The sequence below is a fragment of the Neoroseomonas alkaliterrae genome, from assembly GCF_014199195.1.
Taxonomy (GTDB): domain Bacteria; phylum Pseudomonadota; class Alphaproteobacteria; order Acetobacterales; family Acetobacteraceae; genus Neoroseomonas; species Neoroseomonas alkaliterrae.
In genome coordinates, this window is sequence record NZ_JACIJE010000006.1 from 215,374 (window position 1) to 228,698 (window position 13,325).

The 13,325-nt window shown below is 73.2% G+C and carries 11 protein-coding genes; 7 read left to right on the top strand and 4 right to left on the bottom strand.

Annotated elements, in window-relative coordinates; all coding sequences use genetic code 11:
- Positions 1-5: 5 nt before the first annotated feature.
- Positions 6-1,244 (bottom strand): serine hydrolase domain-containing protein, encoded by a 1,239-nt coding sequence (locus FHS88_RS12275; protein WP_184485013.1) that lies wholly within the window; start codon positions 1,242-1,244, stop codon positions 6-8.
- On the bottom strand, positions 1,241-1,885 hold the full coding sequence (locus FHS88_RS12280) for an MBL fold metallo-hydrolase (RefSeq protein ID WP_221244405.1): 645 nt from the start codon (positions 1,883-1,885) through the stop codon (positions 1,241-1,243). Before FHS88_RS12280 ends, FHS88_RS12275 begins: the two co-directional genes overlap by 4 nt.
- A gap of 113 nt (positions 1,886-1,998) precedes the next feature.
- On the opposite strand from FHS88_RS12280, the gene FHS88_RS21090 reads away from it, so the two are divergent.
- From FHS88_RS21090 to FHS88_RS12315, 7 genes are all read left to right on the top strand, one after another.
- A complete protein-coding gene (locus FHS88_RS21090) occupies positions 1,999-4,287 on the top strand; it encodes a calcium-binding protein (protein ID WP_184485015.1) in 2,289 nt (762 codons plus the stop codon).
- Positions 4,184-6,340, top strand: coding sequence for a hypothetical protein (locus FHS88_RS20835; protein WP_184485017.1), 2,157 nt, complete (start codon positions 4,184-4,186; stop codon positions 6,338-6,340). Before FHS88_RS21090 ends, FHS88_RS20835 begins: the two co-directional genes overlap by 104 nt.
- Positions 6,341-6,379: 39 nt before the next feature.
- On the top strand, positions 6,380-6,940 hold the full coding sequence (gene msrA, locus FHS88_RS12295) for a peptide-methionine (S)-S-oxide reductase MsrA (protein WP_408902408.1): 561 nt from the start codon (positions 6,380-6,382) through the stop codon (positions 6,938-6,940).
- A gap of 11 nt (positions 6,941-6,951) precedes the next feature.
- The gene (gene msrB, locus FHS88_RS12300; RefSeq protein WP_184485021.1) at positions 6,952-7,380 is read left to right on the top strand and encodes a peptide-methionine (R)-S-oxide reductase MsrB; all 429 of its coding nucleotides are present in this window, start codon (positions 6,952-6,954) and stop codon (positions 7,378-7,380) included.
- 183 nt (positions 7,381-7,563) lie between these two features.
- Positions 7,564-8,508, top strand: coding sequence for a YncE family protein (locus FHS88_RS12305; protein WP_184485023.1), 945 nt, complete (start codon positions 7,564-7,566; stop codon positions 8,506-8,508).
- On the top strand, positions 8,492-9,259 hold the full coding sequence (locus tag FHS88_RS12310) for a polysaccharide deacetylase family protein (protein WP_338146549.1): 768 nt from the start codon (positions 8,492-8,494) through the stop codon (positions 9,257-9,259). The genes FHS88_RS12305 and FHS88_RS12310 overlap by 17 nt, the downstream gene beginning before the upstream one ends.
- A 10-nt stretch (positions 9,260-9,269) precedes the next feature.
- On the top strand, positions 9,270-10,223 hold the full coding sequence (locus FHS88_RS12315; RefSeq protein WP_184485027.1) for a sterol desaturase family protein: 954 nt from the start codon (positions 9,270-9,272) through the stop codon (positions 10,221-10,223).
- An 18-nt stretch (positions 10,224-10,241) separates the two neighbouring features.
- On the opposite strand, the gene chrA is transcribed toward FHS88_RS12315, so the two are convergent.
- Both chrA and FHS88_RS12325 read right to left on the bottom strand, forming a co-directional pair.
- Entirely contained in the window at positions 10,242-11,561 is a 1,320-nt protein-coding gene (chrA, locus tag FHS88_RS12320) for a chromate efflux transporter (protein ID WP_184485029.1), read from the bottom strand.
- Positions 11,558-13,303: an L-aspartate oxidase gene (locus FHS88_RS12325; RefSeq protein ID WP_184485031.1), complete on the bottom strand. Its 1,746-nt coding sequence runs from the start codon at positions 13,301-13,303 to the stop codon at positions 11,558-11,560. The genes chrA and FHS88_RS12325 overlap by 4 nt, the downstream gene beginning before the upstream one ends.
- Between the last annotated feature and the right edge of the window lie 22 nt (positions 13,304-13,325).

The following is a 13,325-nucleotide window of genomic DNA, read 5'->3' on the forward strand; positions in this document are numbered from 1 at the left end:
GGGGCTCAGGCGTCCAGCGCCTGGTAGGCCAGCATGTTCACCAGCCGCCGGTAGCGCAGCCGCATCTCGCCCGGGGCATGGGCCATCAGCACCACCGCGAGGCGTTCGGCGGGGTCCACCCAGAAGAAAGTGCCGAAGACGCCCGACCAGCCGAAGGCCCCCGGCGCGCCCATGAAGGCCGAGCCGCCGGGATGGCGCCGCACCGCCACCGTCAGGCCGAAGCCGTAGCCGGCCAGGCCCGGGTCCATCCGGTCCGGCCCGCCCTCGATGCCCTGCAGATGGTCTGAGCCCATCCAGCGCACGGTCGCCGGCGAGAGCACCCGCGCCGCGCCGAGCCGCCCGCCCGCGCGCAGCATCTCGGCGAAGCGGAGGTAGTCGGCGGCGGTGGAGACCAGCCCCGCCCCGCCCACTTCGAGCCGCGGCGGCGCGAGCGGCGCGGCGACCGATTGCGGCGCGCCGGTCAGCGGGCAGCGCGGCAGAGCCTTGGCGAAGCGATGCGCCTTCTCCGCCGGCAGGACATAGCCCGTCTCCTCCATCCCGAGCGGGGCGAAGATGCGCTCGCGCATCAGCGTGCCGAGGGAGCAGCCGGCGACCGCCTGCGCGACGAGGCCGAGCACATCGGTCGAGAAGCCGTATTCCCACGCCTCGCCCGGATGGTGGCGCAGCGGTGTGGCGGCCAGCGCGGCGGCGAGGCTCTCGGCGTCATGCTCGCGCGCGACGGTCAGCGAGGATCCCGGATTCGCTCGGTGCGCCGCCGTGCCGCCGAAGCCGCCGCCATAGACGAAGCCGGTGGTGTGGCGCGCCGCGTCCTGCACCGTCATCGGCCGCCGCTGCGGCTCGAGTTCGATCGGCCCCTCCCCGGAGAGCATCCTTGGCGTCGGCCGCGCCACCTGCATCTCCATCAGCGGCGGCACATAGGCGCCCACGGGGTCGGAGAGCAGCAGCCGCCCTTCCTCGACCAGGCTCAGCGCGGCGACGCCGCAGACCGGCTTGGTCATGGAGGCGATGGCGAAGATCGCATCCGCGCGCATCGGCACCCGCGCCTCGGCATCGAGGAAGCCCGCGGCCTCGAGATGCACGAGCCGCCCCTCGCGCGCGATCGCCACCACCGCCCCGGGCAGGCGCCCTTCCGCGACCTCGCGCTCCAGCGCCGGGCGGATGCGCGCGAGCCGCGCCGAGGACATGCCCACCGCCTCGGGGCGTGCGGGCGGCAGGGGCGGGGTGTCGGTCTCGATGACGCTCATGGCGCGCCCTCTCCGGCATAGGGGTTGGTGCGGCGCTCGGTGCCGAAATCCGAGCCCGGCCCGTGGCCGCAGATGAAGCGGATGTGGTCGCCCAGCGGGAAGAGCTTGCCGCGGATCGCCCCGATCAGCGCCGCGTGGTCGCCATAGGGGAAATCCGTCCGCCCGACCGAGCCGCGGAACAGCACGTCGCCCACCAGCGCGAAGCCGAGCGCGGTGGAGACGAAGACCACATGCCCCGGCGTGTGGCCCGGGCAATGCAGCACGGCGAAGTCGTGCCCGGCGATCTCGACCGTCTCGCCCTCCTCGAGCCAGCGGTCGGGGGTGACGGGGCGGCAGTCCATGCCATAGGCCGCGCCCTGCGCGGCCAGCCCGTCGAGCAGGAAGGCATCGGCCCGGTGCGGCCCCTCGATGGGCACGCCGAGCGCCTCGGCCAGTTCGGCCGCCCCGCCGGCATGGTCGAGATGGCCGTGGGTGAGCAGGATGCGCCGCACCGTCATCCCGCTCTGGCGCACCGCCTCGAGGATGCTCGGCGCATCGCCGCCGGGGTCCACGACCACGCCCTCCTTCGTCTCCTCGTCCCAGATCAGGGTGCAGTTCTGCTGGAAGGGCGTGACCGGGATGATGGCGGCGGCGATGCTCATGGGCCGGACCTTGGCCCGCCCCCGCGCGGGCGTCCAGCCGCGGCGCCGAGCGCCGGTTAACCGGGGCTTCACCGCGAGGCTGCTTGCTAGGGCGGTCAGGATCGCAGGATGCGATGGCCACCCATGTCTTCGCCGACCTCGCCGGCGGCGCCGTCAATTTCGTCCCCTCCCAGGACCAGCTCCTGTTCGGCGCGGCCTATGCCGCCGCCTCCATCCGCTTCACCCAGGCCGGGGCGGATCTGCTGGTCTCCTCCGGCGGGCAGAGCCTGCGCCTGCTCGATGTCGCGCTCGTCGGCTCGGGGCTGAGCGGGGCGAATTTCGTCTTCGAGGACGGCAGCGTCCTCTTCCTCGACGGCCCGGGCAACAGCACGCGCGCCGGCACGGACGGCGCCGACTGGATCGCGATCGACCGCGGCGGCGCCGACACCGTTGATGCCGGCGCGGGCGAGGACCGCATCGTCGCCGGCGCCATGCTCGACGCCGCCGACCGGCTCGACGGCGGGGCGGGCACGCACGACGTGCTGGCCATTGACGGGAACCTCAGCGTCGTCCTCGGCCCCTTCACGCTCCGCGGGGTCGAGACGATCGAGGTCGGGGCCGGCTTCGTCACCCTCACCCTCGACGACGCCACGGTGGCGACCGCCACGCCGCGCCCCGGCGCGCTGTTCACGGTGGATGCGGGCGGCCAGGGGACGAATGCGCGGCTGACCGTCATGGGCGGCGCGGTCGTCTCGGGGGGCATGGCGCTGCTCGGCGGGGCGGGGGATGATTCCCTTGTCGGCGGGCTTCTCGCCGACCGGCTTGTTGGCGGGGCGGGCGACGACACCATCCATGGCGGCGCCGGCGACGATACGATCGAGGGCGGCGGCGGGCAGGACGTCCTCGTCGGCGGCGCCGGGGACGACCTCTTCGTCTTCACCGCCCGCGACGTCCCGCAGAGCACGCCGGCCTCGCCCGACCTGATCCTCGATTTCGAGGGCGCGGGCATCCCCGGCGGGGACCGCATCGCGCTGCCCGGCCAGGTCGCGATCGGGCGCGTGCTTGCCTTCCACGTCGCGCCGGCCGACTTCGCCTTCGTCGGCTACGCGGAATCGGGCCAGCAGATCCCCTCCTCGCGCATCGGCGACGGCATCGTGGATGTCCTCTGGCGCGTCGTCGTGGGTGCGGAGTGGCGATTCGAGATCTGGGTGGATCTCGACGATGACGGGCGCTTCGGCACCACGGACCTCTTCTTCCGCGTCGCGGTGCCGGAAGGCGATGCTGCCACCGCGCTGATGGCGGCCGATTTCGCGGTGGGCTTCGGCGCCCAGTTCGGCGGGCCAGGCGACGACACCATGGCGGGCCTCGGCGGCACCGACGACCTCTTCTTCGGCGGCGAGGGCAACGACAGCCTGCTCGGCGGCGACGGCGTGGACGAGCTGCATGGCGGGCCCGGGGACGACACGCTGCGCGGCGGCGACCTCGCCGACCTGCTCTACGGCGGGCCGGGCAGCGACTGGCTCGAGGGCGGCGACGGCTGGGACACGCTCTTCGCCGCCGACCCCTACGCGCCCGAGACCGAGAGCCCCGGGGACCGCAACCGCCTGATCGGCGGCGCCGGGCCGGACATGCTGTTCGGCGGCCTCGGCCGCGACACGCTCGAAGGCGGCACCGAGGACGATGTCCTCTGGGGCGATGCCGGCGACGACAGCCTGCTCGGCGGGCAGGGCGACGACATCCTCTTCGGCGGGGCCGGGGATGACGTCCTGGACGGCGGGGAGGGCGACGACACGCTGACCGGCGGCCCCGGCCGCGACACCATGACCGGCGGGCCGGGTGCGGACCTCTTCCTCTACGACCTGATGGCGCCGGGCCAGAAGGGCGCCTCCGCCGCCGCGCCGGACTGGATCACGGATTTCGACCCGGGCGCGGGCGACCGCATCGCCCTCGGCACCACCACCGGCATGGCGATGGGCGGCTTCGGGCTGGGGCCGCTGGTCTGGCGCGGGGCGATCGCGCCGCGCGACCTCGCCGCGGGCCTGCCGCTCGGCCTCGCGCTGCCGGGCGGGGGGATCGGCACCGGCTACTACCAGGCCTTCTGGGTCCCCGCGCTTGCGGGCGCGGCGGATGCCGGGGGCTGGTTCGTGGTGGATCTCGACCAGGACCACCTGCTCGGCGCGGAGGATTTCGTGCTCCGGCTCGGCGGCGCCGGCGCGCCGGTGAGCCTTGATCAGACGGCCTTCGCCGCGGGCTCCTTCCGCGTGCTGGTCGGCAACCGCGGCGGCGGACACGCTGTCGGCCGGGGCGGGCGGTCAGGAGGTGTTCGGCCTCGGCGGCAACGACCTGCTGATCGGCAGCGGTGGGCCGGACCGGCTGCTCGGTGGCGACGGCAACGACACGCTGCTCGGCGGCGCGGGCGATGACGAACTCTGGGGCGGCGGCGGCGATGACCGGCTCGAGGGCGGCGATGGCGACGACGCGCTCTACGCCGAAGGCCCGGGCACGGCGGAGGTGGACGGCTTCCTCGGGCGCAACACGCTGCTCGGCGGCGCGGGGCGGGACAGTCTCTGGGGCGCGGACGGGCGCGACTGGCTCGATGGCGGCGCGGATGCCGACTTCCTCTACGGCGGGGCGGGCGCCGACACGCTGCTCGGCGGGGCCGGTGACGACACCATCGAGGGTGGCGACGGCGCCGACAGCATCGAGGGCGGGCCGGGGGCGGACCGGATCGACGCCGGCTCGGGCAATGACACCGTGCTCCTCGACCCCGACGACCCCTGGGTGGATGGCGGCGACGACTGGGATTGGCTGATCGTCGGCCTGCCCGTCGTGATGGACCTCGCGGATGCGGAGGACCAGCTCACGGGCGGCGGCATCCTCCGCGGCTTCGAGGCGGTGAACGCCTCGGCCGCCACGGGCGCGGTCATCATTGCCGGCTCGGCCGAGGCCAACCACCTGATCGGCGGCGCCCATGCCGACATCCTCTCGGGCGGGGCGGGCAACGACACGCTGGTGGGCGGGGCGGGGGCGGATTCGCTCTTCGGCGGGGAGGGCGACGACCTCATCATCCCCGGTACCGGGGCGGACTACATGGAGGGCGGGGCGGGGCGGGACACCGTCTCCTATGCCGATGCGCCGAACCGCGTGAGCATCTCGCTCGCCGGCATCGGCCTCGGCAGCTTCTTCGCGGCCGGCGACACGCTGATCGGCTTCGAGGGCGCGATCGGCAGCAGCTTCGCCGACACCATCACGGGCAGCGCGCAGCCCGACTGGATCGACGGCGGGGCGGGCTTCGACTTCCTCTCGGGCTTCGGCGGCAACGACACGCTGATCGGCGGCGCCGGCTTCAACACGCTGCGCGGGGGCGGCGGGGACGATTCCCTCGTCGGCGGGCCGAGCGCCGACACGATCGAGGGCGGCGACGGCAACGACACCATCATCGCCGGCGGCGGGGCCGACCACATGTGGGGTGGCAACGGCAACGACACCTACTTCATCAACCTCTCGAACCAGGTGATCTACGAGCCGGTGAACGGCGGCGACGACACCGTCTATTCCACCACCTCCTGGTGGCTCCGCCCGCAGATCGAATGGTTCATCATCCTGCCCGGCGCGGGCGACCTCTTCGCCATCGGCACGGCGGGCGACGAGCGGCTGGTCGGCAACGAGGGCGACAACCTGCTCGTCGGCGGCGACGGCAACGACACCATCTGGGGCGGCGCGGGCATCGACCGCATCCAGGGCCAGGGCGGCCACGACGTGCTGTTCGGCGAGGAGGGCAACGACATCATCCTCGGCGGCGACGGCAACGACTGGATCGAGGGCGGGGCGGGCAACGACAACATCCAGGGCGATGCCGGCAACGACACGATCCTCGGCGGGGCGGGCAACGACATCCTGCGCGGCGGGGCCGGCAATGACTGGCTCGACGGCGGCGACGGGGCGGACGTGATGTATGGCGGGACCGGCAACGACACCTTCACCGCGGCCGAGGCGGGCGATGTCGTGATCGAGAACGCCGGCGAGGGCTGGGACGTGCTGATCCACCGCGGCGGCGGCACCGTCTTCCTGCCCGAACACGTCGAGGAGCTGCACCTCGACGGGCCTGCCTCGGGGGTCGGCAATGCCGCCTCCAACCGCATCGTCGGATCCTTCCGCGCGGAGACGCTGCTCGGCGGGGATGGCAACGACACGCTGGCCGGCGGGGGCGGGAACGACATCCTGTTCGGCCAGGCCGGGCGGGACAGTTTCCTCTTCGCCCCGGGCTCGGGCCTCGACGTGGTGGCGGATTTCGAGCCGGGGATGGACCGCATTCTGCTCCAGGGCTTCGGCTTCGCGAATTTCCAGGCGCTGATGGCCGCGACGCGCGACGAGGCAAGCGGGGCGGTCCTCGACCTTGCGGCGGGGGATTCCGTGCTGCTCGCGGGCGTGGCGAAGGCCGCGCTGTCGTCGGGGGATTTCGTCTTCCTGGCGTGACCCGTCGCCCCCACATGGGGGAGGCGACGGAGCAGGAGGATGCAGATGATAGCTCAGGCGGGCCACGAGGCGGCGACCCTCGGCGGCGGGTGCTTCTGGTGCCTCGAGGCGGTGTTCAAGGAGCTGCGCGGCGTGGTCTCGGTGATGTCGGGCTATGCCGGCGGGCATGTCGAGAACCCGACCTACGAGCAGGTCTGCGGCAAGCGCACCGGCCATGCCGAGGTGGTGCGCGTGGTCTTCGACCCGGCCGAACTCGCCTATGCCGACCTGCTGCGCGTCTTCTTCACGATCCACGACCCCACCACCAGGGACCGCCAGGGCGCCGATGTCGGGCCGCAATACCGCTCCATCATCCTGGCCCATTCCCCGGAGCAGGAGGCGACGGCGCGCGCGGTGATGGCCGAGGTCGCCGAAGCCGGCCTCTATGACGGCCCGCTGGTGACCGAGCTCGTCCCCGAGGCCCCGTTCTGGCCGGCCGAGCCCGAGCACCACGACTACTTCGCGCGCAACCCCTGGTCGGGCTATTGCCGGGCCGTGGTCGCGCCCAAGGTCGCGAAGTTCCGCAAGCTGTTCGCCGACCGCCTCAAGCGCGCGGCGTGAGGGAGGCCGCCATGCTGTTCCGCCGCGAGACCGGGCCCGAAGCCGTCTTTCCCGTGCAGAGGAGCGAGGCCGAATGGCGCGCCGCGCTCTCGCCCGAGGCCTTCCGCGTGCTGCGCCAGCACGGCACGGAGCGCCCCGGCACCTCGCCGCTGAATGCCGAGAAGCGGCCCGGCATCTTCGCCTGCGCGGGCTGCGGCAACCCGCTCTTCGACGCCGCCGCCAAGTACGAGAGCGGCACGGGCTGGCCTTCCTTCTTCGCGCCGATCGAGGGCGCGGTCGGCACCCGCACCGACCGCTCCTTCTTCATGACGCGCACCGAGGTGCATTGCGCGCGCTGCGGCGGGCATCTCGGCCATGTCTTCCCCGACGGGCCGGCGCCGACCGGGTTGCGCTACTGCATGAACGGTGTCTCGCTCGCCTTCACGCCGCGGGAGGGCTGAAGGCGCAAGCCCGGTTGCGCCGCGCCCGCCCGCGCGCAACCGGGGCGCGAGAGATATTGATCCGCGTCATGCCCGGCGCCGTTCCGCGCGGCGATGCGACTCCGCGCTTGCGTCGGGCGAGGCGCCGGCGCAGTTTCCGGGCGACGGCGCCCCCTCCGTCGCCCCCTCGCCCACGGTCACGCCATGCGCCGTCTCGCCGCCCTGTTGATGCTTTGCCTGCTGGCGGCCGCGCGGCCGGCGGCGGCCGATCTCGTCTATGTGCTGAACTCGACCGACGCGACGATCTCGATCCTTGACGCCTTCACGCGCCAGGAGGTCCGTCGCATCCCCGCGCTGCGGGAGGTGCATCACCTCGTGCTCTCGCCGGACGGGCGTGACCTGCTGATCGCGGATTCCGGCGGCAACGAGATCTTCTTCGTGGACCCGGCCACGGGCGACGTCCGCCGGCGCGAGCGCATCTCCAACCCCTACCACCTCGATTTCTCGCCCGACGGCCGGCACCTCGTCATCGCCAGCCTGCGGCGCAACCAGGTGGACATCTACGACGCCAACGGCCCGACGCTGCTCGCGCGGCTGAGGATGCCGGAAAAGCCCTCGCACATGGCCTTCAGCCCGGATGCGCGGGTGGTCTATGTGACGCTGCAGGGCAGCGGGACGGTGGCGGCGATCAGCCTCGAGACGCGCCAGCCGCTCTGGGAGGCGCCGGTGGGGCGCGAGCCCGCGGGCATCATCTGGCATCGCGGCCGGCTGATCGTCGGCATCATGGGCAGCGAGAACTTCGTGGTGCTGAACCCTCAGACACAGCAGATCGAGCGCACCATCCCGGTGGGCCGCGGCGCGCACACCATCTTCCCCGCCCCGGACGGGCGCGCGCTGTGGGCGACGAGCCGCGTCCAGAGCCGGCTCGCCGAGATCGACCCGGACACGCTCGAGGTCCGGCGCCTCATCGAACTGCCCGGCGGGCCGGACTGCATCGCCTTCGACCCCGACGGGCGCATCTGGGCCACGCTGCGCTGGGCCGGGCGCATCGCGCGGGTGGACCCGCGCAGCGGCGAGTTCGAGACCATCCGCGTCGGCCGCAGCCCCCATGGCATCTTCGTGCATCCCCGCCGTGCGGAACGGAACTAGGCGCGCGCTCCTGCTCGTCCTCGCCGCGCTCGGCCTTGCCCTGCCCGCGAGGGCGCAGGGGCCGGCCGCCTGCCGCGCGGGCACGGTCTATCTCACCATAGACACCGGCTGGGGCCGCGAGGCCGAGCGCGTGGCCGAGATCCTGCGCAACCGCGGCGTGCGCGCGACGCTCTTCGTCGCCAACGAGCCGACTCATACCGGCGAGCGCGCCCTCGGACCCGGCTGGGCCGCCTTCTGGCGCGCCCGCGCGGCGGAGGGGCATGTCTTCGCCTCCCACACCGACCGCCACTGGTACTTCCGCGGCGACCCCGCGCCGGGCCGCGTGCGCTACGTCTCCCGCGGGCGCGAGGGCCAGGAGGTTCTCGACCAGGCGGCGATGTGCCGCGAGCTCGCCCGCCCCATCGAGCGGCTGCGCGAGGCGGTGCCCGATGCGGTGGTGCTGCCGCTGTGGCGGGCGCCGGGGGGCATCACCACGCCAAATGCGATCCGCCTCGGCGAAGGCTGCGGCCTGCGCCACCAGGGCTGGACGGCCAACGGCTTCCTCGGCGACGAATTGCCGAGCGATGCCCATCCCAATGCCGCCCTGCTGGCCCGCGCCCTGCGCTTCACCCGCGACGGGGAGGTGATGGTCATGCATTGGGGCATCCGTTCCCGCCGCGAGCCTTTCGTCCATGTGCTGGACGAGGTGATCGCCGGCCTGCAGGCCCGCGGCTTCTGCTTCGCCACCCTGCCGCCCGAGGGGCGGCGCTGAGACCCGCACGATGCTCGACGCCTTCAACCGCGCCCTGGACGACGTGACCGGCTGGATCTTCGAGGCCGCCGTGCAGCCGGCGATGTACGCGCTCGGCCTGATGGACTGGGCCGACGACGCGCTGCAATGGATCGAGTTCGGCCTGTTCGGGCTGTTCACCATCCTGGTGGTCTATGCCGTCTGCCGCCCGCTCGAGGCGTGGCGGCCGGTCGAGCCCGTGACCGACCGCGGCGCCATCCGCACCGACATCGTCTACACGCTGCTGACCCGGCTCGGCCTGCTTCCGATGGTCGCCTTCGTGCTGCTCGCTTCGCTGCAGGCCTGGTGGGCGGGGCTGGTCGCGGACAGCGGCTTCGTGCCGCCGACGCTCGAGACGCTGATCCCCGGCCTGCGCGAGATGCCGCTGCTGGCCTTCCTCCTCTACGTGGTGATCCTCGATTTCGGGGAATACTGGCGGCACCGCTTCCAGCACATGTTCGGCTGGTGGTGGGCGCTGCATTCCATCCACCACGCGCAGCGCCAGATGACCTTCTGGACCGACGACCGCAACCACATCCTGGACGAGATCATCGCCGCGCTGTGGTTCGGCACGCTCGCGCTGCTGATCGGCGTGCCGCCCGGGCAGTTCCCGCTGCTGGTGCTGATCATGCGCCTCGCGGAAAGCCTGAGCCACGCGAATGTGCGCCTCTCCTTCGGCCGGTTGGGGGAGAGGCTGCTCGTCTCCCCGCGCTTCCACCGCGTCCATCACGGCGTGATGTCGGCCGCCGAGCACGGCCGGAACTACGCGGTGCTCTTCCCGGTCTGGGACTGGATCTTCGGCACGGCGGATTTCCGCCGCGACCACTATCCGCGCACCGGCGACCCCGAGGCGCCGGAGGCGCTGGCGACGGGCGGCTGGCTGCGCCAGCAGGTGGTCGGGCTCCGGCGCATGGCCGGGGCGATCTTCCGCCGCGGCGCCGCGTGAGGCGGGCCGCGCCGCCCGTCACCAGGGCAGCAGCGAGACGAGCAGCCCGGCCGCGGCGCTGACCGCAAGCGTGCGCGCGAGCCCGAGCCCCGCGACGAACAGCAGCGCGGCGGCGAGAAGCGCGAGCGCGATCGCGGCCGGCTGCGCCGAGGCCAGCACCGGCCAGTCGATCGCGGCCGGGCCGAGCGGCAGCCGCCCGACCTCCGCGAAGACCACGCGCAGCCCGAACCACAGCGCAAGGCTGGCGATGACGCCGACCACGGCGGCCGTCACGCCGGCGAGCGCGCCCTTGAGCCGGGGGGCGTCGTGCATCCGCTCGACCAGCGGCGCGCCGAGGAAGATCCAGGCGAAGCAGGGCGCGAAGGTGACCCAGAGGGTCAGCAGGCTCGCGAACACGCCGCCCGTGATCCCGCCCTCGCGGAAGCCGGCGAGGAAGCCGACGAACTGCAGCACCAGGATGAGCGGGCCCGGCGTGGTCTCGGCGAGGCCGAGGCCCGCCAGCATGTCCGCCGCGCTCAGCCAGCGGTAGTGCTCCACCGCCTCCTGCGCGACATAGGCGAGCACCGCATAGGCGCCGCCGAAGGTGACCACCGCCATCCTGGAGAAGAACCAGGCGATGTCCCCCCAGAGCGGCGTGCCGAGCAGCAGCACCACCGGCCAGATCCAGAGCACGAGGATGGCGAGGCCGGCGCGCCGCGCCGCCGGGGCAAGGCGCGCGATGCGGTCGGGCTCGGCCGCGATGGCGGCGTCGAGGAGCGAGGGCGGTCCCTGCTTCGCCTGGCCGTGCCCGGCCGCGACGAAGGCCCCCGGCGCGGCGAAGCCGAGCCCCAGCGCCGCCAGCACCACCAGCGGGAAGGGCACCGCGAAGGCGGCGAGCGCGAGGAAGGCCGCGGCCGCCGCCAGCCACGGCGCGAGCCCGTGCAGCGCGCGCTTCGCCACGCGCAGCAGCGCCTCGATCACCAGCACCAGCACGGCGCATTTCAGGCCGAAGAACAGGGCCGCCACGACCGGCACGGCGCCGAGCGTCGCGTAGAGGATGGACAGCGCCAGCATCACCGCCGCGCCGGGCAGCACGAAGAGCACGCCGGCCGCGATGCCGCCCTTCACCCCATGCATCAGCCAGCCGAGATAGGTGGCGAGCTGCGTCGCCTCCGGCCCTGGCAGCAGCATGCAGAAGTTGAGCGCGTGCAGGAACCGCGCATCCGAGACCCAGCGGCGCTGGTCCACGACCTCCCGGTGCATGACCGCGATCTGCGCCGCCGGCCCGCCGAAGGAGAGCAGGCCGACGCGCAGCCAGACGCGCAGGGCCTCGGCGAAGGTGGGGAAGGGCGCGCTCACTCCGCCGCCGCGGGCTGCAGCAGGCTCTCGCCGGGTCTCAGGCGGGTGAAGGCAACCGGCTGCCAGTCGAGCGCGATGCGGCCTCCCGCGAGCGTGACGCGCGTCGCGGCAAGGCCCGCGGCATCGTCGTTCGTCTGCGGGAAATCCTCCCGCCAATGGGCGCCGCGGGATTCCTCGCGCGCCCGCGCCGCCGCGACGATGGCGCGGCTGACCAGCAGTTGCGACTTCAGGTTCAGCCAGTCGTGCCAAGTGAGGTTGAAGGCGCGGTCGCGCCCGTCCACGCCGGCGGCATCCACCTCCGCCTCCAGCGCATCGAGGCCGGCGGCGGCCTCCGCCAGCCCCGCGCCATCGCGCAGGATGCCCGCCTTGTCCCACATCAGCTCGAGCAGCGCGTCGCGGATGGACGAGAGGTTGCGCGCCGGCCGCGCGAAGGGGGCCTGGACGAAGGCCGTGGCCTCATCGAGCGCGGCCTCGTCGGGCTCTTCGAAGGCGCCCTCGCGCGGCACCCAGGCGCCCATGGTGTCGCCGGCGATGCCGCCGAAGACGGTGGAGTTGGCCACGCCATTGCCGCCGAGGCGGTTCGCGCCATGCACGCCGCCGGTATCCTCCCCGGCGGCGAAGAGGCCGGGCAGGTCGGTGCTCCCATCGGTGCGGAACACCACGCCGCCCATCATGTAATGCGCGGTGGGGACCACCGGCACGCGGCCGGCGGCGAGGTCGAAGCCGTTGTCGGCGCAGCGCTCGACCATGCCCTTGAACTCGCGCCGCACGCGCTCGGGTCCGAGATGGGCCATTTCGATCCAGAGGCCCCCCGCCTCGTTCACATTGCCCGCCAGGATCTCCCGCTGCATGGAGCGGGAGACGATGTCGCGCGTCGCGCGTTCCCCGCGCGGGTCGTATTTGTGCATGAAGCGCTGCCCGTCGCCGCCGAGCAGATAGCCCCCCGCGCCGCGCAGCCCTTCCTCGATGATGGTGCCGGTCATGCGCGTGCCGGGGCCGGCCAGCACGCCCGTCGGGTGGAACTGCACCATCTCCATGTCGCGCAAGGGCAGGCCCGCGCGCAGCGCCATCGCCATGCCGTCGCAGGCCTTGTCGCCGGAAGGCGTGTGGTACTTGTACATGGTCGGCCCGCCGCCGGTCCCCAGCAGCACGGCCTTGGCCTGCACGAAGACCAGCCCGCCCGAGCGCATGTCGATCAGCAGCACGCCCGAGAGGCGCGCGCCGTCCTTCGAGCGGATCAGCGCGACGGCGCGGTGTTCCTCCATGCGGTTGATGCCGCGCGCCCAGACCTGTTCGGCGAGGCGGTTGACGATCTCGATGCCCGTCAGGTCACCCTTGTGCACGGTGCGGTCGAAGGTCTGCCCGGCGAAGGCCTTCTGGTGGATGGTGCCGTCCGGGTTGCGGTCGAAGAAGCAGCCCCAGCGGTTCTCGAGTTCGCGGATGCGCCGCTGCGCGCCGACCACCAGCGTCCAGGCGAGGTCCTGGTCGTTCAGCCACTTGCCTCCGTCGAGCGTGTCCATGAAATGGCGCTCGGCGGAATCTCCCGCCGCGATGGCGACGTTGTAGCCGCCCTGGACCATGCGCGTGCAGCCGCATTTGCCGAGCAGGCCCTTCACCGCGATGGTCACCTCGAGCTGCGGCGCGGCGTCCTTGGCGTGCAGCGCGGCGAGCAGCCCCGCGCCGCCGGCGCCGAGGACCAGGATGTCGGTGCGGCGGCGCTCGATGGCCGTGCTGTCAGGCATGGGGGGCGAGCCTCCGGGGATC

Coding starts and splice junctions, on each gene's coding strand:
- msrB (WP_184485021.1), top strand. CDS start 6,952: ATGCTGTTCCGCCGCGAGACCGGGCCCGAAGCCGTCTTTCCCGTGCAG.
- FHS88_RS12325 (WP_184485031.1), bottom strand. CDS start 13,303: ATGCCTGACAGCACGGCCATCGAGCGCCGCCGCACCGACATCCTGGTC.
- FHS88_RS21090 (WP_184485015.1), top strand. CDS start 1,999: ATGGCCACCCATGTCTTCGCCGACCTCGCCGGCGGCGCCGTCAATTTC.
- FHS88_RS12315 (WP_184485027.1), top strand. CDS start 9,270: ATGCTCGACGCCTTCAACCGCGCCCTGGACGACGTGACCGGCTGGATC.
- FHS88_RS12275 (WP_184485013.1), bottom strand. CDS start 1,244: ATGAGCGTCATCGAGACCGACACCCCGCCCCTGCCGCCCGCACGCCCC.
- msrA (WP_408902408.1), top strand. CDS start 6,380: ATGCAGATGATAGCTCAGGCGGGCCACGAGGCGGCGACCCTCGGCGGC.
- FHS88_RS12305 (WP_184485023.1), top strand. CDS start 7,564: ATGCGCCGTCTCGCCGCCCTGTTGATGCTTTGCCTGCTGGCGGCCGCG.
- FHS88_RS12280 (WP_221244405.1), bottom strand. CDS start 1,885: ATGAGCATCGCCGCCGCCATCATCCCGGTCACGCCCTTCCAGCAGAAC.